Below are 17,371 nucleotides of genomic sequence, written 5' to 3'. Positions count from 1 at the left end.
TGCCTCGTTCCCGGTGCCGGCAGCTTTAGTCTTCCGGAATCCGGGTGTCGTCACCGGAGTTCACCGCGGCCACCTACGCCGGCCGCCTTGCCTCGGAGGCCGCCGCCTGATGAAGCCGGGCCCTCTCCACGATCTCGGCACGCCCGACGACGCGGCCGGGCCGCCTGGTCACGGCCCCTTTCCGGAGCGACTCGGCGTTTCGAGCACCGGTGCGGGCGAGCCACTCGCGGTCGTCGCCGCAGGTCCCGCCGATGCCGGGCGGGCCAGTGTGCTCGCCGCGCTGCTCGACCTCGACGCCGCGATGCTCGCCGTGCCGGCGGGTAGTTGGCTGCTGGTCAGCGACGCCGCGGAACCGGCCCGGGCCGCCTACGTGCCCGGCTACCGGACGCCCCACTCGTACCGGCCGGACCTGCCGACCGCGGGACCGGCACTGGCCAGGCCGCCGCGCCGGGTCGAGCTGCGCCTGCCCCAGCCCTTGTTGAGACACTTCGCCCTGGTCGACACGCCGGACATCGCCACGTTGGGGTCGGCCGGCTCCGGCCTCCTGCGCGACGCGGTGGGTCGGGCCGGCGCACTCCTGTTCGTGATCGCGGCGGACCAGTCCTTCAGCTCCGCCGAGCTGAACCTGCTGTCCGAGATCGCCGGGACTCCGGTCCAGGTCTTCTTCGCGGTCACGCCGGGCGCCGACGGTTGGGCGGCGGGTGAGGGCACGGCGGCGGCGCAGGGTACGGGGGAGCCCGGAGGCTCGGCGGTGGACCCGGTCGCGGTCACCGTCGCGGCACACCGGGCCGCGCTGCTCGCCGCCGTGCCCGAACTGGCCGAGGCCCGCTGGTTCCCGCTGGGCTCCGGCGGCGAGGCCGACCTGAAGCGAGCGCTGGTGGGCTGGGCGTCCCACGAAGGGCTGCGTCGGGCCAGCCTCGAGCCACCGGAGTTGCCGGGCACGCACGGCCGGGTGCCGGTGCTGGCCGAGCCGGGCGAGTGGTCCGAGCAACTGGACCGGCAGGCGCGCACCGCCGCTCGGCGCATCCGCCAGCACCTCGCGCTGGAACTGGCCAACATGCACATGCGGGTGGTGCAGGAGATCGTCTTCGGCGTCGGCTGTGCCGGCCTGCCCCCGCTGCTCGACCGCGAGATGGCGGCGCTGTCGTTGCTGGCCACCGCGCAGTGCGACCACGACGCCCGCGAACTCGTCGACGGCATCGCCGGCCGACTCTTCGGTACGCCGTTGCCCGAGGGAGTCCGCCGGCGCATCGACAAGGCGGTCCGCTGGGGCCTGGTCGACGACGCCACCGGGCAGAAGCTGGAGCGGGCACTCCTCGTCACCAGTGAGGCGGGCGTGACGTCGCTGGCCGGTGCCGAGGCGATCGACATGCTGTCGGTCTATCCCACGCCGCCCCGCATGGCGGTGCTCCCGCCGGTGGCCGTGGCGCTGGCCGGCGGCTGCTGGCAGCACTGGCGTACTCCCGGCAACAACGACCCGAGCGCCGCGCGGGCCTGGGCGCAGCGGGCGCTACGGGAGATCGAACTGGAGTTGTCGCGGGAGGTGGCTCGCAGGTTCGAGGCGGTCCGCCTATCGCTGCGCACGGTGCTGTCCGATGCTGCCGACCGCGGCACCCTGCGCGCCTGACGGTTGCTCCGTCCACCCTGCCGGCCATGCCGGCGGGGCGTCCCCGCACGCCCGGCGGACGACCCGCCGTGGTGACGGTGCGGCCGTCGGTGGCGATCCGGGCCGGTCCGGCGTTCCGGTTCCTCGGTTCCGCGGATCCGGTGGCACGATGGGGGGCATGGCGGCTCCGCAGGTTGCACCGGTCGAGACCCCGGACACCGATGAGGTGCCGGCTCCCGACCGGCCGTGGGTGACGATCGTGTGGGACGACCCGGTCAACCTGATGACCTACGTGACCTGGGTGTTCCAGAAGCTCTTCGGGTACAGCCGGGAGAAGGCGGAGCAGCTCATGCTGGACGTGCACCACAAGGGCAAGGCGGTGGTCTCCAGCGGGGCCCGGGAGCGCATGGAGCACGACGCCTCGCAGCTGCACGCGTACGGCCTCTGGGCGACGGTGGACCGGTCGTGAGCGCGAGGAGTGAGCCGGGTTTGCGAGCCCCGCAGTCGCGAACAGGGATGGCACCGTGAGCGCGAGGAGTGAGCCGGGTTTGCGAGCCCCGCAGTCGCGAACAGGGATGGCACCGTGAGCATGTTCCGCCGCCGGGGTGACCGGTATGTCGCCACCTTCGCCGTGGACGAGGTGCGCGTGCTCCGAAAGGTCGCCTCCGAGGTGGTCGGCCTGCTCACCGACGGTTTCGACCACTCCGACCCGGTCGTGTGCCGGCTCTTCCCCGAGGTCTATCCGGACGACGTGGCGGGCACCGCGGAGTTTCGCAGGTACACCGAGGGCGACCTGAAGACCGCGAAGATCGACCAGGCCGGTGCGGTCCTGGCCGCGCTGCCCGGCGACAGCGGCGGGGAGGTACGCCTGGACGCCGAGGCGGCCGAGGCGTGGCTGCGGGCGCTCAACGACGCCCGGCTGGCGATGGGCGTCCGGTTGGAGATCAAGGACGGGACGGACCTGGGCGAGGAGCTCGACGACGCGGTCGCCGAGGACCCGACCTCCAGCCGGGTGTTCCAGCTTTCGGTCTACGCCTATCTCGGCTATCTCCAGGAATCCCTGCTCAACGCCCTGATCGACTGACTGTGACCGGCGCCGCCTCGCGGTCGGCCGCCGCCGGGCGCTAGGCTTGGCGGCGTGCTGAGCATCGACCGGTCGATCGTTGACGCGATCGTCGCCCACGCCCGTCGGGATCACCCCGACGAGGCCTGTGGTGTGGTCGCCGGCCCCGTCGGCAGCGACGCGCCGACCCGGCACATCCCGATGGAGAACGCCGCCCGCTCGATGACCTTCTACGAGTTCGACTCGATGGAGCAGCTGCGGGTGTGGCGGGAGATGGACGACCGGGACGAGGAGCCCGTCGTCATCTACCACTCGCACACCGCCACCGAGGCCTACCCGTCGCGGACGGACATCTCCTTCGCCGGCGAGCCCGGCGCGCACTACCTGCTCGTCTCCACCCGGGAGCCCGACACGGAGGAGATCCGCTCCTTCCGGATCTCCGACGGGGTGGTGACCGAGGAGCCGGTGCGGATCCTCGACGCGGCGGTGGATCCGCACGCCGTGCAGTCCTACATGTTCGGGCAGAGCCCGGCGACGGTCGACTACGAGTGTTCGGGTCGCTGAGCACCTCAGCCCCCTTACGCCCCTTCCCGTCACCGAGCACGAGCACACCCGATCGAGGAGTACGACACCAATGGCCATCGAGGTTCGCATCCCCACCATCCTGCGCAGCTACACCGGCGGCGCGAAGGTCGTCGAGGGCAGCGGTGACACGCTGGACGGCCTGCTCACCGACCTGGACTCCCGGCACGGCGGGCTGCGCGGTCGGCTGGTCACCGACGCCGGCGCACTGCACCGCTTCGTCAACGTCTACGTCAACGACGAGGACGTACGCTTCCTCGGCGCGCTGGACGCCAAGCTCAACGACGGCGACAGCGTGACCATCCTGCCCGCCGTGGCCGGTGGCGCGTTCGGCTTCGCCGCCGCAGCGGCGATCGCGCAACACGGCGCCGCTGCTGCGGCGATCGCCCAGCGCGGCGCCGCCATGCCGGCCGGGCGCCGGACGCCCGTCGCCGCGAGCTGAGGCTGGCGCGATGGCGCGGTACGACAGCCTGCTGGACGCCTGCGGCGGCACCCCGCTGGTCGGGCTGCCCCGACTGTCGCCGGCGGTGCCCGAGGGGGCGCCGCCGGTGCGGCTGTGGGCGAAGCTCGAGGACCGCAACCCCACCGGCAGCATCAAGGACCGGGCCGCCCTGTTCATGGTCCGGGCCGCCGAGGCGGCCGGTCAGCTCCGGCCGGGCGACACCATCCTGGAGCCGACCAGCGGCAACACCGGCATCTCCCTGGCCATGGTGGCCAAGCTGCGCGGGTACCGCCTGGTCTGCGTGATGCCGGAGAACGTCTCCGCCGAGCGGGTGCAGCTGCTCCGGATGTACGGCGCGGAGATCATCTTCTCGCCGGCGGCGGGCGGCTCCAACCAGGCGGTGGCCACCGCCAAGCAGATCGCCGGCGAGCATCCGGACTGGGTGATGCTCTTCCAGTACGGCAACGAGGCGAATGCCCGGGCGCACTACGAGACGACCGGCCCCGAGCTGCTGCACGACCTGCCGACCGTCACGCACTTCGTGGCCGGTCTGGGCACCACCGGCACGCTGATGGGCACCGGGCGCTACCTGCGGGAGAAGGTCGAGGGCATCCAGGTCATCGCCGCCGAGCCACGCTACGGCGAGCTGGTCTACGGGCTGCGCAACATCGACGAGGGGTACGTACCGGAGCTCTACGACGCCACCGTGCTCACCCGGCGGTTCTCCGTCGGCACCCGGGACGCGGTGCTGCGTACCCGGCAGTTGGTGGAGGTGGAGGGTCTCTTCGTCGGCTTCTCCACCGGAGCGGTCCTGCACGCCGCCCTGGCGGTGGCGCATGAGGCGGTGCGCGACGGCCGCCGCGCCGACGTGGCGTTCGTGGTCAGCGACGGCGGCTGGAAGTATCTCAGCACCGGGGCGTACGGCGGCACGCTCGCCGACGCCGAGGAGGCGCTGGACGGGCAGCTCTGGGCCTGACCTGCGGCGCGAGCGATATCGACGAGGGTCATCGGCGTGCTGCCGGTGGCCCTCGTCGCGTCGGTCCGTCCTGGTCGGCCACTCCGGTGATCCGGCGTCGATCGGACGGGCGAAAGCGGTGTCACGTTGGTGACAACTTCCAGCAGATCATTCTTGCCCCTGTGCAGGCGGGCGTAGGCTGCGCAGCGTGGCGTACGCGTCGGTAGTGATCATGGCCGGAGCGGCGGCCGGCACGACTGCTACCTACCGTGACAGCGAGACAACTCGATGCGACTGACCGTCCTGGGCTGTGCGGGCAGCTTCCCCGGACCCGAGTCCCCCTGCTCGGCCTATCTGGTCGAGGCCGAGGACTTCCGGCTCCTGGTCGACTTCGGCTCGGGCTCGCTGTCCACCCTCCAGCGCTACGCCGGGCTGCACGCACCGGACGCCATCCTCCTGACCCACCTGCACTGCGATCACATCCTCGACGCCGCGACCTACGTGGTGGTGCGGCGGTACGCCCCGGACGGGCCGTACCCGCCGTTGCCGGTGTACGCCCCGGCCGGCGCCCCGGACCGGCTCGCCGCCGCGTACGGGCAGGAGGACAGCACGGTCGAGGACGTCTACCAGTTCTACGCCCTGCAACCCGGCACCTTCCCGATCGGCCCGTTCACCGTCACCGTCGACCGGGTGCTGCATCCCGTGGAGACCTACGGCGTCCGGATGGAGCACGCCGGCCGGGTCCTCTGCTACTCCTCGGACACCGCACCCTGCGAGGCGCTGCTGCGCCTGGCCCAGAACGCCGACGTCTTCCTCTGCGAGGCCAGCTACCTCGACGGTGTCGACAACCCACCGGATCTGCACCTCACGGGCGGGGAGGCGGGCGAGGCGGCGGCCAAGGCCAACGTCGGGCGGCTGCTGTTGACCCATCTCGTCCCCGCCTGGGGCAGTGAGGCGCACACGGTGGCTGCGGCCTCCGCCGCGTACGCCGGCCCGATGGAAGTGGTCCGCCCCGGCGCCAGCTACGACATCTGATCCGCCCGGCCCGGGTTCGTGCCGCACTGTTCGCCGGCCGGTCAACCGGACGTCTCCTGGACCTTCGCTGTCACCCCCACGGTGAGAGGCATGCGGATCGCCATCGTGACCGAGTCGTTCCCGCCGGACGTCAACGGAGTCGCACACTCGGTCGTGCGGGCCGCCGAGCACCTCGTCGCCCGCGGGCACCAGCCGCTGGTGATCGCGCCCGCCCCGCCGGGCATGCTGCGCCGGGACACCGACCGCTACCCCTACCCGGTGGTCCGCATCCCGAGCGTGCCGCTGCCGCGCTACCAGGGCTTCCGGCTCGGCGTACCGACGAACAACCGGCTGGCCGGCGTGCTGCTGGAGCAGTCACCCGACGTGGTGCACCTGGCCAGCCCGTTCATCCTCGGCGCCCGGGCGGCCGTGCTGGCGGCCCGGCACGGGCTGCCCACCGTCGCCGTCTACCAGACCGACGTCGCCGCGTACGCCCGCGCGTACCGGGTCGGTTGGGGGGAGGCCGCGGCGTGGCGACGGCTGCGGGAGATCCACAACTCGGCGCGGCGTACGCTGGCTCCCTCGACCCGGGCCGCGGCCGATCTCGCCGCGCACGGGGTGCAGCGGGTCTGGCTGTGGCGCCGGGGCGTCGACGCCGAGCGGTTCCACCCCGACAAGCGCTGCCCGAGCCTGCGCCGGGCGCTGGCGCCCAACGGTGAGCTCCTGGTGGGCTACGTCGGGCGGCTCGCCCCGGAGAAGCGGGTCGACCTGCTCGCCGCCACCGCCCGACTGCCCGGCGTCCGGGTCGTCGTCGCCGGTGACGGCCCGGCCCGTCGGCAGCTCGAACGGGACCTCCCGGGGGTGCGTTTCCTCGGAGTCCAGCAGGGCGAGGCCCTGGCCCGCCTCTACGCCAGTCTCGACCTGTTCGTGCACACCGGCCCGCACGAGACCTTCGGCCAGACCATCCAGGAGGCGCTCGCCAGCGGCGTGCCGGTGGTGGCGCCGGCCAGCGGCGGGCCGGTCGACCTGGTCACCTCCGGCACGACCGGGATCCTGGTGCCACCCGAGGACGAGGCGGTGGTCGCCGAGGCGGTGGCCGCGCTGGCCGCCGACGGGCCGCGCCGCCGGGCGTACGGCCTCGCGGCGCGGACGGCGGTGAACGGGCGCAGCTGGGCGGCGGTCGGTGACGAACTCGTCGGGCACTACCGGGCCGCCCTGGCCGCCGCGCCGGTCGTCGACCTGCCGGCGGCGTCGTGACCGGCACCATCCCGATCGGCACCACCACCCGCAGCGCCGCGACCCGGTCGACCGGCACACCCACCCGGCCGCTGCGGATCGTCCGACTGGCGACCTTCGTGACCGGACGGTCCGGCGGACTGCGCACCGCGTTGCAGCACCTCGGCGTGGGCTACCGTGATGCCGGCCACGAGCCGGTGCTCGTCGTACCGGGTCGCCGCGACACTGACCAGCGGCACCCGTGGGGCCGGGTCGTCACCGTGGCCGGGCCGCCGCTGCCGCACAGCGGCGGCTACCGCCTGCTCACCGGCCGGCGCCGACTCTCCGGGCTGCTGACCACGCTCGCCCCCGACCGGCTGGAGGTCTCCGACCGTTCGACGCTGCGCTGGACCGGGGACTGGGCGCGGGCACACGGCGTGCCGTCCATGATGGTCTCGCACGAGTCGCTGACCGGCCTGTTCGGCGCGTGGGGCGTGCCCGGCACGCTGGGCCGGCCGCTCGCCGACCGGCTGAACGCCGACACGGCCCGCCGGTACGACCGGATCGTCTGCACCACGCGTTGGGCGGCCGAGGAGTTCGCCCGCCTCGGCGTGCCCCACGTCGACCTGGTGCCGCTCGGGGTGGATCTGGACACCTTCCACCCCGCCCGGGCCGCCCCGTCGATCCGCGAACGGTACGCCGATCCCACCGAGGTGCTGCTGGTGCACTGCGCCCGGCTGTCCGTGGAGAAGCGCCCCGAGCTGGCCATCGACGCGTTGGCGCAGCTGCGGCGGGCCGGCGTACCGGCGGTGCTGGTGATGGTCGGCGACGGCCCGCGCCGGCCGGCGCTGATGCGGCGCGCCGCCGACCTGCCGGTCACCTTCACCGGCTTCCTGCCCGACCGCGCCGCCCTCGCGGCGTTGCTGGCCAGCGCCGACGTGGTCCTGGCCCCCGGGCCGGTGGAGACCTTCGGTCTGGCCGGGCTGGAGGCGCTGGCCTGCGGGACGCCGGTGGTGGTCAACGCCGCCAGCGCGTTGCCCGAGGTGATCGGGGCGGGCGGGCTCGCCGCTGCGGGCAGCCCGTCGGCGATGGCCCGGGCCGTGCTCCGGCTCCTGGAACGTCCCGAGGCCCGACGGCGGGCGGCCGCCCGCGAGCGGGCCGAACGGTTCGGCTGGCCGGCGGCGGTCGCCGGTTTCCTCCGCGCGCACGGGTGAGCGGGACACCCCGGGTCGGTTCGATCAGCGCACCACATAGGGTGCAGGCATGGCGCGACCTGACGGGCGGCGACCCGACCAACTTCGACCGGTGACCCTGACCCGCGGCTGGAGCACCCATCCGGAGGGGTCGGTGCTGGTGGAGTTCGGCGCGACCCGGGTGCTCTGCACGGCGAGCGTCACCGAGGGCGTGCCCCGTTGGCGCCGTGGCTCCGGGCTGGGCTGGGTCACCGCCGAGTACGCGATGCTGCCCCGGGCCACCAACACCCGCTCCGACCGGGAGAGCGTCAAGGGCCGGGTCGGCGGGCGCACCCACGAGATCTCCCGGCTGGTCGGCCGCAGCCTGCGCGCGGCCATCGACCTGAAGGCGCTCGGCGAGAACTCGATCGTCCTCGACTGCGACGTGCTGCAGGCCGACGGCGGTACCCGCACCGCGGCGATCACCGGCGCGTACGTGGCCCTGCACGACGCGGTGAGCTGGCTCGCCGCGCGCAAGGCCCTGGCCGGCAGGCCGGAGAACGTGATGCACCGGTCGGTCGCCGCGATCAGCGTCGGCGTGATCGGCGACGAGCCGCGCCTGGACCTCTGTTACGACGAGGACGTGGCCGCCGAGGTCGACATGAACGTGGTCTGCACCGGCACCGGTGACTTCGTCGAGGTGCAGGGCACCGGCGAGGCCGGCGTGTTCGCCCGCGAACAGCTGGACGCGCTGCTCGACCTGGCCGTCGCCGGCTGCGGGGAACTGGCCGAAGCCCAGCGGAAGGCGCTGTCCTCATGAACAAGGTCCTGCTCGCCACCCGCAACCGCAAGAAGCTCATCGAGTTGCAGCGCATCCTGGACGGTGCGCTCGGCGCGCACCGGGTGGCCCTGATCGGGCTGGACGACGTCGAGGCGTACCCCGAGCTGCCGGAGACCGGGCTGACCTTCGGCGAGAACGCGTTGATCAAGGCGCGGGAGGGCTGCCGGCGTACCGGCCTGCCGACGATCGCCGACGACTCCGGGCTGGCCGTCGACGCACTCAACGGCATGCCGGGCGTGTTCAGCGCCCGCTGGGCCGGCCGGCATGGCGACGACCAGGCCAACCTCCAACTGGTGCTCGACCAGATCGGCGACGTGCCGGACGAGCACCGGGCGGCCTCCTTCGTCTGCACCGTCGCGCTGGTGCTGCCCGGCGGCAAGGAGCACCTGGTCGACGGCCGGCAGGCGGGCCGGCTGCTGCGCGCCCCGCGCGGCGACGGCGGCTTCGGCTACGACCCGATCTTCCTCGGCGACGGGCAGGACCGCACCAACGCCGAACTGACCCCCGAGGAGAAGGACGCCGTCAGCCACCGCGGCAAGGCCCTGCGCGAGTTGGCCGCGCTGGTCGCGAAGGTGCTCCCACCCACCGCCTGACCGGCTGGGCGAGGCACCGGAACCCTCACCGGGGCGGTTCCGCCTCCGGACCGATGAGCCAGTCCTCGACGATGGGGGGCGGTGGAGGGCCGTTACGCAGCCAGGTGTCCAGCGCCTCGATCAGTGGCCCGGGGTTCTTGCGGGAGCGGGGAAACGCCCTGCTGCTGGTGAACAGCAGACCGGGAGCTGTCGCTCCCGTCTGGATGGCCTGAAGCAGGATCGGCCGGAAATCCTTGACGTTCTCGGTCAGCAGCCAGGACTTCTCCTGCGCTGCCCAGCCAAAGACCTCGTTGTCACTCATGGATCTCAGGTCGACTCGCTCGGCGACCGCGACGACGGTGTGCCCCGACTCGCGCAGGGCACTGGCGATCGTCGGAGAGAACATCTCGTCGAGCAGGAGGCGGGAAGGGCTGCGGGAGGTCATGCGATGAGCCGCTGCTGGACACGCCAGGCACGCTCGGCCCGCAGGGAGGCATCCTCGGCCGCTTCGATCTCGGAGTCCACTTCCTCCCGGTAGTCGCCGTAGTAGTTGACCGCTGCGGTGATGCGATTGACATCGACGGCGAAGACGTCGGCGGCCGCGTTCAGGGCCTCTGGTCCGCGTTCGTCGATCTCGCGGAGGAACTTGACGATCTCCCAGACGTCCGGACCGTACGCGAGAGCCGCACGGCGCCCCGTCGGACCGTCCTTGAACAGGATGCCCGGATGGTCCGCCATCCGTAGCCCCTCGTCGACGAGGCGCTGCGCCAGCGCGGAGGTGTTCGCCCCGGTTGTCGCCTGAGCTCTGCGCCGGAGCCGAGCGAGAAGGACCTCGTCAAAGCGGATCGACGTCGGTTTCGACATGTGCTACATAGTATGCTACGTAGCACAGGACTGCCGCTAGCCGAGGGGTCCGATCTCCTGCTCGATGGCGGTCCGCAGGTCGGGCCCGGCCAGCACCGCACGGGCAGCCTCCATGAGGGGGGCGAGGAACACGTCGGGGCCGGGGGCGCCGGCCGCCCCGCCCAGCGCGGTGATCGCCGCCCGGCCGGCCGGGGACGGGGTCAGCGGGGCGCGCAACTGGAGACCGCGTACGGCGGCGAGCAGCTCCACCGCGAGCAGGCTGGTCAGGTTGTCCAGGACGGTACGCAGCTTCTTGGCCGCCGCCCAGCCCATCGAGACGTGATCCTCCTGCATGCCGCTGGTGGGCAGCGAGTCCACCGAGGCGGGAGCGGCCAGCCGCCGGTTCTCGGCGACGATGCCGGCCGCCGTGTACTGGGCGATCATCAGCCCGGAGTTGACCCCCGCGTCGGGGGAGAGGAACGCCGGCAGGTCCCGGGACCGGGTGACGTCGAGCAGCCGGTCCACCCGACGCTCGGCGATCGCGCCGACCTCGGCCGCGGCGATGGCCAGGAAGTCCGCGGCGAAGCCCAGCGGAGCGCCGTGGAAGTTGCCGGTCGACTCGACCCGGCCGTCGGGCAGCACCACCGGGTTGTCCACCACCGAGAGCAGCTCCCGGCCGGCCACCGTACGGACGAAGTCCAGCGTGTCCCGGGCCGCGCCGGCCACCTGCGGGGCGCAGCGCATCGAGTACGCGTCCTGCACCGCGTGCGCCAGGTCGTCGCGGTGCGAGTCCATCACCCGCGAATCCTGCAACAGCCGGTGGATGTTGGCCGCCGAGACGCCCTGCCCGGGGTGCGGACGGATGGCGTGCAGCTCCGGCAGGAACGGCCGCTCGGAGCCGAGCATCGCCTCGATCGCCAGCGCGGCGGTCACGTCGGCCATGGTGAACAGGTGCGCGGCGTCGTGGATCGCCAGCAGCAGCATGCCGAGCATGCCGTCGGTGCCGTTGATCAGCGCCAGCCCCTCCTTGGCGGCCAGCTCGACCGGGGCCAGGCCGGCCCGGCGCAGCGCATCGGCGGCGGGCAGCCGCTCGCCGTCCGGGCCGAGCACCCAGCCCTCGCCGAGCAGCACCAGCGCGCAGTGCGCCAGCGGGGCCAGGTCACCGGAGGCGCCCAGCGACCCGTGTTCCGGCACCCACGGAGTGACGTCGTGGTTGAGCAGGTCCACCAGCGCGGCGGCGACCAGCGGCCGGACGCCGGAGTGGCCCAGGGCCAGCGACCGGATCCGCAGCAGCATCATCGCCCGCACCACCTCCCGGGGCATCGGTGCGCCCACTCCGGCGGCGTGCGAGCGGATCAGCGCGTGTTGCAGTTCGGCACGGCGCTCCGGGGCGACGAAGGTGTTGGCGAGCGCACCGAAGCCGGTCGACACGCCGTACACGGGACGGCCGGCGGCCTCGATGCCGTCCACGATGGACCGGCTGGTGGCCATCGCGTCGACCGTGGCCGGGTCGAGGACGACCTTGGCGGCGCCGCGCGCCACGGCGAGCACGTCGGCGGGGGAGATCCCGGTGGGCTGGATGGTCACGGTCATCGCGTTACTCCGTTGTGCAGGACCTGGCGGATCAGGGGCACCCCGGGCCGGTAGGCCAGGTGCAGGTGGGACGGTGCGTCGAGGATGATCAGGTCGGCGCGGGCGCCGGGCCGCAGCACCCCGACGTCGTCGCGGCGCAGTGCCCGCGCGCCCCCGGCGGTCGCGGCCCACACGGCCTCCGCCGGGGTCATCCGCATCTCGCGTACGGCCAGCGCGATGCAGAACGGCATCGACGAGGTGTACGACGAGCCGGGGTTGCAGTCGGTGGCCAGCGCCACGGTGACGCCTGCGTCGAGCAGCCGGCGGGCGTCCGGATAGGGCGACCGGGTGGAGAACTCGGCGCCGGGCAGCAGGGTGGCGACGGTGGCGGTGTGACCACCCTCGGCGCACATGCAGTCGACCCGGGTCGAGGCCAGCGCGTCCACGTCGGCGTCGGTCAGGTGGGTGCAGTGGTCCACGCTGGCCGCGCCCACCTCCACCCCGAGCCGCACGCCGGGGCCGGGCCCGAGCTGGTTGGCGTGCACCCGCACGCCCAGGCCGGCGGCCTGCCCGCAGGTCAGGATCGCGCGGGCATGGTCGGCGTCGAAGGCGCCCCGCTCGCAGAACACGTCGATCCAGCGGGCGTACGGCGCGGCGGCGGCCAGCATCGGCCCGCACACCAGCGAGACGTACTCGTCGGGGCGGTCGGCGTACTCGGTCGGGACGACGTGGGCGCCGAGGAAGGTGGTCTCCTCGGTGACCTCGGCGGCGATCCGCAGCGACCGGGCCTCGTCGGCGACGGTGAGGCCGTACCCACTCTTGATCTCGATCGTGGTGGTGCCCTGCCGCAACGCCTCGGCGCGCAGCCGACGCACGGTGGCGCGCAGCTCGCCGTCGGCGGCGGCGCGGGTGGCACCGACCGTGGTCCGGATGCCGCCGCCGGTGTACGGCTGGCCGGCCATCCGGGCGGCGAACTCGGCCGCCCGGTCGCCGGCGAAGACCAGGTGGGCGTGGCTGTCCACGAAGCCGGGCAGCACCGCCGCGCCACCGGCGTCGACGCGCCGGTCGGCGGCCGGCGCGTCGACCGCGTTACCCACCCAGGCCACCTCGCCGTCCTCGACGAGCACGGCGGCCCGCCGCCGGATGCCCAGCGGCCCGCCCTCGCCCCGGCCGGCCTCGTTGGTGACCAGCTCGCCGATGTTGTCCACCAGCAGACTCACACCGTGCCTTCTTTCGTTCGCGACTGCGGGGCTCGCAAGACCGGCTCACTCCTCGCGCTCACGGGTTTACCTCCGCGATGGCAGTGGCCAGTTCCGTCGCCACGTCGACGGTCAGGTGGCGGCCGTCGCGGACCAGCACCCGGCCGTCCACGACGACCTGGGCGACGTCGGCCGCGCTCGCCGCGAACCAGGCGCCCGCCGGGGTCACCCCGGCCGTGCGTACGCTGTCCAGCCGCACCGTGACCAGGTCGGCGCGGTCGCCGACCGCGATCCGCCCGGCGTCGGTCCAGCCCAGCGCGGCGTGCCCGGCCGCGCTCGCCGCCGCCAGCAGCTCCGCCGGGGCGAAGTGACCGCGCCGCCGGGTCCGCAGCCGCTCGTCCAGCTCGACGGCCCGCGCCTCCTCGAACGGGTCGATCACGGCGTGGCTGTCGCTGCCCAGGCTGAGCGGGATGCCGGCGTCGGCCATCCGGCGGGCCGGCCCGATGCCGTCGGCCAGATCCCGTTCCGTGGTGGGGCAGAGGCAGACCCCGGTCCCGCTCTCGCCGAGCAGGCTCACGTCGGCGCTGGTCGGGTGGGTGGCGTGCACCGCCGTGGTGGCCCGGCCGAGCACGCCGTGCTCGGCGAGCAGGCCGGTGGGGGTGCGCCCGTGCACCGTCCGGCAGGCGTCGTTCTCGGCGGGCTGCTCCGACAGGTGCACGTGCAGCGGCGCGTCGCGGCGGTCCGCCCAGCCGGCGACCGTGGCGAGCTGCTCGGCCGGTACCGCGCGGACGGAGTGGATGGCCGCGCCGAGGCGGGCGTGCTCGCCGTCGGGGGTGAACGCGGTGACCCGCTCGGCCCAGCGCAACGCGTCGCCGTCGCCGAAGCGCTGCTGCGGCCCGACCAGCGGTTGCCCGTCCACGGTGGCGGTCAGGTAGCACGCGTCCAGCAGGGTCAGCCGGATACCGGCGTGCGCCGCCGCCTCGACCAGCGCCGCGCCCATCGCGTTCGGGTCGGCGTACGGGGTGCCGCCCGGCCCGTGGTGCAGGTAGTGGAACTCGCCCACGCAGGTGATCCCGGCCAGCGCCATCTCGGCGTAGACCGCCCGCGCCAGCGCCAGATAGGAGTCGGGGTCCAGGCGGGTGGTGACGGCGTACATCTGGTCGCGCCAGCTCCAGAAGTCGCCGCGCCCGCCGTGGGTGCGCCCGCGCAGCGCCCGGTGGAAGGCGTGCGAGTGGGCGTTGGCCAACCCGGACAGGGTCAGCCCCGGCAGCCGGACGGCGTCGGCCAGCACGTTGACGCCCGCGTCGGGCCGGCCGCCGGGCGTCAGCGGGGTGACCCCGGTGATCCGGCCGTTGACCGTCTCGATCAGCACGTCCGGGGTCGGCTCGGCGTGCTCGGGCAGCCAGGCGTACTCGGCGAGCCAGCGGGTCGAGGTCACCGGGTCAACTCCGTCAGCACCCGGGCCAGGGCGGTCACCCCGGCGGCGCAGTCGGCGTCGGTGGCCGACTCGGCGGGGGAGTGCGACACCCCGGTCGGGTTGCGGACGAAGAGCATCGCGGTGGGCACCTGCGCCGCGAGCACCCCGGCGTCGTGTCCCGCGCCGGTGGGCAGCACCGGGGCGTCGAGCAGCGCGGCCAACCGGCCGGCGAGTTCGCCGTCGAATCCCACCAGCGGCGTCACCGACTCCTCGGTCAGGGTGACCTCGGTGCCGTCGCGCCGGGCCCGCTCGGCAACCTTGGCCCGTACCGCCTCGACCAGGCCGGTCAGGGTCTCGGGCTCGGCCGCCCGGGCGTCCAGCCAGCCGGTCACCCGCGACGGGATCGCGTTGGTCGCGTTCGGCTCCACCGCCACCCGACCCACGGTGGCGTGGGCGCCGCGCAGCCGGGCCTCCTTGTTCGCCGCGAGCACCGTGAACGCGTAGGTCAGCATGGGGTCGCGGCGGTCGGCCATCCGGGTCGTACCGGCGTGGTTTCCCTCGCCGGTGACGTCGAAGCGCCAGCGACCGTGCGGCCAGATCGCGCTGGCCACCGCGACCGGCGCGTCCTGGTCGACCAGCGCGCGGCCCTGCTCGACGTGCAACTCCACGAAGGCGGCGAGCCGGCCGAGCAGCGCCGGGTCGGCGCCCGCCGGCCGGTCGCCCAGCGCCTCGGCGAAGCTCACCCCGGCCGCGTCGCACAGCAGGGCCGCGCGGTCGGCGTCGATCTGCCCGGTGAGCAGCCGCGAACCCAGGCACGGTACGCCGAACCGGGCCCCCTCCTCCTCGACGAACGCGCCGACGACCAGCGGCCGGGACGGGGTGACGCCCGCCGCGCGCAGCTCGTCCACGGCGAGCCACGCGCTGACGATGCCGAGCGGCCCGTCGTACGCCCCGCCGTGCGGGACCGAGTCGAAGTGGCTGCCGGTCAGGACCGCGTCCCCGGCGTCCGGGTCGCCCCACCAGGCGAACAGGTTGCCGTTGCCGTCGGCGGTGACCGGCATGCCGCGCAGGTCGGCCTGCTCCCGGAACCAGTCGCGCAGCCGCGACTCCGGCTCGGTGAGCGCGTAGCGCAGGTAGCCGCCGCTGCCCGCGTCCCGCCCGATCGGGGCGATCTCGTCCCACAGCTTCCGGAACCGGCCGGCCAGCTCGGTCATGATTACCCCTCCGCCATGGGGACGCGCACGCCGGTGCGCTCGGCGACCTCGCGGGCGGCGTCGTAGCCGGCGTCCACGTGCCGGATGACGCCCATCGCCGGATCGTTGGTGAGCACCCGCTCGATCTTCTGCCCGGCCAGCGCGCTGCCGTCGGCCACGCAGACCTGGCCGGCGTGGAGGGACCGGCCGATGCCCACCCCGCCGCCGTGGTGCAGCGAGACCCAGGAGGCCCCGCTGGCGGTGTTGACCAGCGCGTTGAGCAGCGGCCAGTCGGCGATGGCGTCGGAGCCGTCGGCCATCGCCTCGGTCTCCCGGTACGGGCTGGCCACGCTGCCGCAGTCCAGGTGGTCCCGGCCGATCACCATTGGCGCGCTCAGCTCACCCGAGGCGACCATCTCGTTGAACCGGACGCCCGCCCGGTCCCGCTCGCCGTAGCCCAGCCAGCAGATCCGCGCCGGCAGGCCCTGGAAGGCGACCCGCTCGCCGGCCAGCCGGATCCACCGGGCGAGGGACTCGTTCTCCGGGAACAGGTCGAGGATGGCCCGGTCGGTGGCGGCGATGTCGGCCGGGTCGCCGGAGAGTGCCGCCCACCGGAACGGGCCCTTGCCCTCGCAGAACAGCGGCCGGATGTACGCCGGCACGAAACCGGGGAAGTCGAAGGCGCGGTCGTACCCGCCGAGGCGCGCCTCGCCCCGGATCGAGTTGCCGTAGTCGAAGACCTCCGCACCGGCGTCCAGGAAGCCCACCATCGCCTCGACGTGCCGGGCCATCGACGCCCGCGCCCGGTCGGTGAACTCGGCCGGCTTGGCCGCCGCGTAGTCCCGGGCGTCGGCCAGCTCGACCCCCTCCGGCAGGTACGACAGCGGGTCGTGCGCGCTGGTCTGGTCGGTGACCACGTCGATCGGTACGCCCCGGCGCAGCAGCTCGGGGAAGACGGTGGCGGCGTTGCCCACCACCCCCACGCTCAACGCCCGACGGTCGCGCTTCGCCGCGAGGACCCGCTCGACCGCGTCGTCCAGGTTGTCGGCGACCTCGTCCAGGTAACGGTCGTGCACCCGGCGCTCCAGCCGGCTGCGGTCCACATCCACGATCAGGCAGACGCCGCCGTTCATGGTGACGGCCAGGGGCTGCGCCCCGCCCATCCCGCCGCACCCGCCGGTCAGCGTCAGCGTGCCCGCCAGGGTGCCGTTGAACCGCTTGGTGGCGACCGCGGCGAACGTCTCGTACGTGCCCTGGAGGATGCCCTGGGTGCCGATGTAGATCCACGAGCCGGCGGTCATCTGCCCGTACATGGTCAGGCCGAGCTGTTCCAGCCGGCGGAACTCGGGCCAGGTCGCCCAGTCGCCCACCAGGTTCGAGTTCGCCAGCAGCACCCGGGGCGCCCACTCGTGGGTGCGCAGTACCCCGACCGGCCGGCCCGACTGCACCAGCATCGTCTCGTCGTCGCGCAGCTCGGTCAGGGTACGCACCAGCGCGTGGTACGACGGCCAGTCCCGGGCGGCCTTCCCGGTGCCGCCGTAGACCACCAGGTCGTCGGGGCGCTCGGCCACCTCGGGGTCGAGGTTGTTCATCAGCATCCGCAGGGCGGCCTCCTGCGGCCAGCCGCGGGCGGTGCGCTGCGGGCCGCGCGCGGCCCGGATCGGCCCTTGCGTGGGTCGGGACAT

At 73.9% G+C, this 17,371-nt stretch carries 18 protein-coding genes; 11 read left to right on the top strand and 7 right to left on the bottom strand.

Going from position 1 to position 17,371, the window contains the following annotated elements:
• Positions 1-109: 109 nt before the first annotated feature.
• The 11 genes from O7615_RS03230 to rdgB all read left to right on the top strand — a co-directional run bounded on the left by O7615_RS03230 (position 110) and on the right by rdgB (position 9,483).
• Complete coding sequence (locus O7615_RS03230; protein WP_278175690.1) at positions 110-1,627, top strand: hypothetical protein; 1,518 nt, start codon at positions 110-112, stop codon at positions 1,625-1,627.
• A 157-nt stretch (positions 1,628-1,784) separates the two neighbouring features.
• Positions 1,785-2,075 carry an ATP-dependent Clp protease adapter ClpS gene (clpS, locus tag O7615_RS03225; RefSeq protein ID WP_111215002.1) on the top strand — a complete coding sequence of 97 codons (291 nt, stop codon included), beginning with the start codon at positions 1,785-1,787 and terminating at the stop codon, positions 2,073-2,075.
• Between the two features lie 120 nt (positions 2,076-2,195).
• Positions 2,196-2,690, top strand: a complete 495-nt coding sequence (locus tag O7615_RS03220; RefSeq protein ID WP_278181963.1) for a DUF2017 domain-containing protein — start codon at positions 2,196-2,198, stop codon at positions 2,688-2,690.
• Between the two features lie 54 nt (positions 2,691-2,744).
• On the top strand, positions 2,745-3,233 hold the full coding sequence (locus tag O7615_RS03215; RefSeq protein ID WP_278175689.1) for a M67 family metallopeptidase: 489 nt from the start codon (positions 2,745-2,747) through the stop codon (positions 3,231-3,233).
• Between the two features lie 70 nt (positions 3,234-3,303).
• On the top strand, positions 3,304-3,693 hold the full coding sequence (locus O7615_RS03210; protein ID WP_278175688.1) for a MoaD/ThiS family protein: 390 nt from the start codon (positions 3,304-3,306) through the stop codon (positions 3,691-3,693).
• 10 nt (positions 3,694-3,703) lie between these two features.
• Entirely contained in the window at positions 3,704-4,669 is a 966-nt protein-coding gene (locus O7615_RS03205; protein WP_278175687.1) for a pyridoxal-phosphate dependent enzyme, read from the top strand.
• A gap of 267 nt (positions 4,670-4,936) precedes the next feature.
• Positions 4,937-5,683: an MBL fold metallo-hydrolase gene (locus tag O7615_RS03200; protein WP_278175686.1), complete on the top strand. Its 747-nt coding sequence runs from the start codon at positions 4,937-4,939 to the stop codon at positions 5,681-5,683.
• A gap of 90 nt (positions 5,684-5,773) precedes the next feature.
• Entirely contained in the window at positions 5,774-6,919 is a 1,146-nt protein-coding gene (locus tag O7615_RS03195) for a glycosyltransferase family 1 protein (RefSeq protein WP_278175685.1), read from the top strand.
• Positions 6,920-6,990: 71 nt separating this feature from the next.
• Positions 6,991-8,091 (top strand): glycosyltransferase, encoded by a 1,101-nt coding sequence (locus O7615_RS03190; protein ID WP_278181962.1) that lies wholly within the window; start codon positions 6,991-6,993, stop codon positions 8,089-8,091.
• A gap of 49 nt (positions 8,092-8,140) precedes the next feature.
• On the top strand, positions 8,141-8,869 hold the full coding sequence (rph, locus tag O7615_RS03185) for a ribonuclease PH (RefSeq protein ID WP_278175683.1): 729 nt from the start codon (positions 8,141-8,143) through the stop codon (positions 8,867-8,869).
• Entirely contained in the window at positions 8,866-9,483 is a 618-nt protein-coding gene (rdgB, locus tag O7615_RS03180; protein WP_278175682.1) for an RdgB/HAM1 family non-canonical purine NTP pyrophosphatase, read from the top strand. Before rph ends, rdgB begins: the two co-directional genes overlap by 4 nt.
• Before the next feature lie 25 nt (positions 9,484-9,508).
• On the opposite strand, the gene O7615_RS03175 is transcribed toward rdgB, so the two are convergent.
• Genes O7615_RS03175 through hutU form a run of 7 tightly spaced genes read right to left on the bottom strand, consistent with a single transcriptional unit; the run spans position 9,509 to position 17,371 of the window.
• Positions 9,509-9,907: a DUF5615 family PIN-like protein gene (locus O7615_RS03175; protein ID WP_278175681.1), complete on the bottom strand. Its 399-nt coding sequence runs from the start codon at positions 9,905-9,907 to the stop codon at positions 9,509-9,511.
• Positions 9,904-10,326, bottom strand: coding sequence for a hypothetical protein (locus tag O7615_RS03170; protein ID WP_278175680.1), 423 nt, complete (start codon positions 10,324-10,326; stop codon positions 9,904-9,906). The genes O7615_RS03175 and O7615_RS03170 overlap by 4 nt, the downstream gene beginning before the upstream one ends.
• A 36-nt stretch (positions 10,327-10,362) precedes the next feature.
• Complete coding sequence (gene hutH, locus O7615_RS03165; protein ID WP_278175679.1) at positions 10,363-11,898, bottom strand: histidine ammonia-lyase; 1,536 nt, start codon at positions 11,896-11,898, stop codon at positions 10,363-10,365.
• Positions 11,895-13,097, bottom strand: coding sequence for an imidazolonepropionase (hutI, locus tag O7615_RS03160; RefSeq protein WP_278175677.1), 1,203 nt, complete (start codon positions 13,095-13,097; stop codon positions 11,895-11,897). The genes hutH and hutI overlap by 4 nt, the downstream gene beginning before the upstream one ends.
• A 58-nt stretch (positions 13,098-13,155) precedes the next feature.
• The gene (locus O7615_RS03155; protein WP_278175676.1) at positions 13,156-14,514 is read right to left on the bottom strand and encodes a formimidoylglutamate deiminase; all 1,359 of its coding nucleotides are present in this window, start codon (positions 14,512-14,514) and stop codon (positions 13,156-13,158) included.
• Positions 14,511-15,707, bottom strand: a complete 1,197-nt coding sequence (locus O7615_RS03150; protein WP_278175675.1) for an allantoate amidohydrolase — start codon at positions 15,705-15,707, stop codon at positions 14,511-14,513. Before O7615_RS03150 ends, O7615_RS03155 begins: the two co-directional genes overlap by 4 nt.
• 2 nt (positions 15,708-15,709) lie before the next feature.
• The gene (gene hutU, locus O7615_RS03145; RefSeq protein ID WP_278175674.1) at positions 15,710-17,371 is read right to left on the bottom strand and encodes a urocanate hydratase; all 1,662 of its coding nucleotides are present in this window, start codon (positions 17,369-17,371) and stop codon (positions 15,710-15,712) included.

The sequence above is a fragment of the Micromonospora sp. WMMD1082 genome (assembly GCF_029626175.1).
Classification (GTDB): Bacteria; Actinomycetota; Actinomycetes; order Mycobacteriales; family Micromonosporaceae; genus Micromonospora.
The sequence above is the reverse complement of the archived record's forward strand: the minus strand, read 5'-3'. Positions and strand labels throughout refer to the sequence as shown.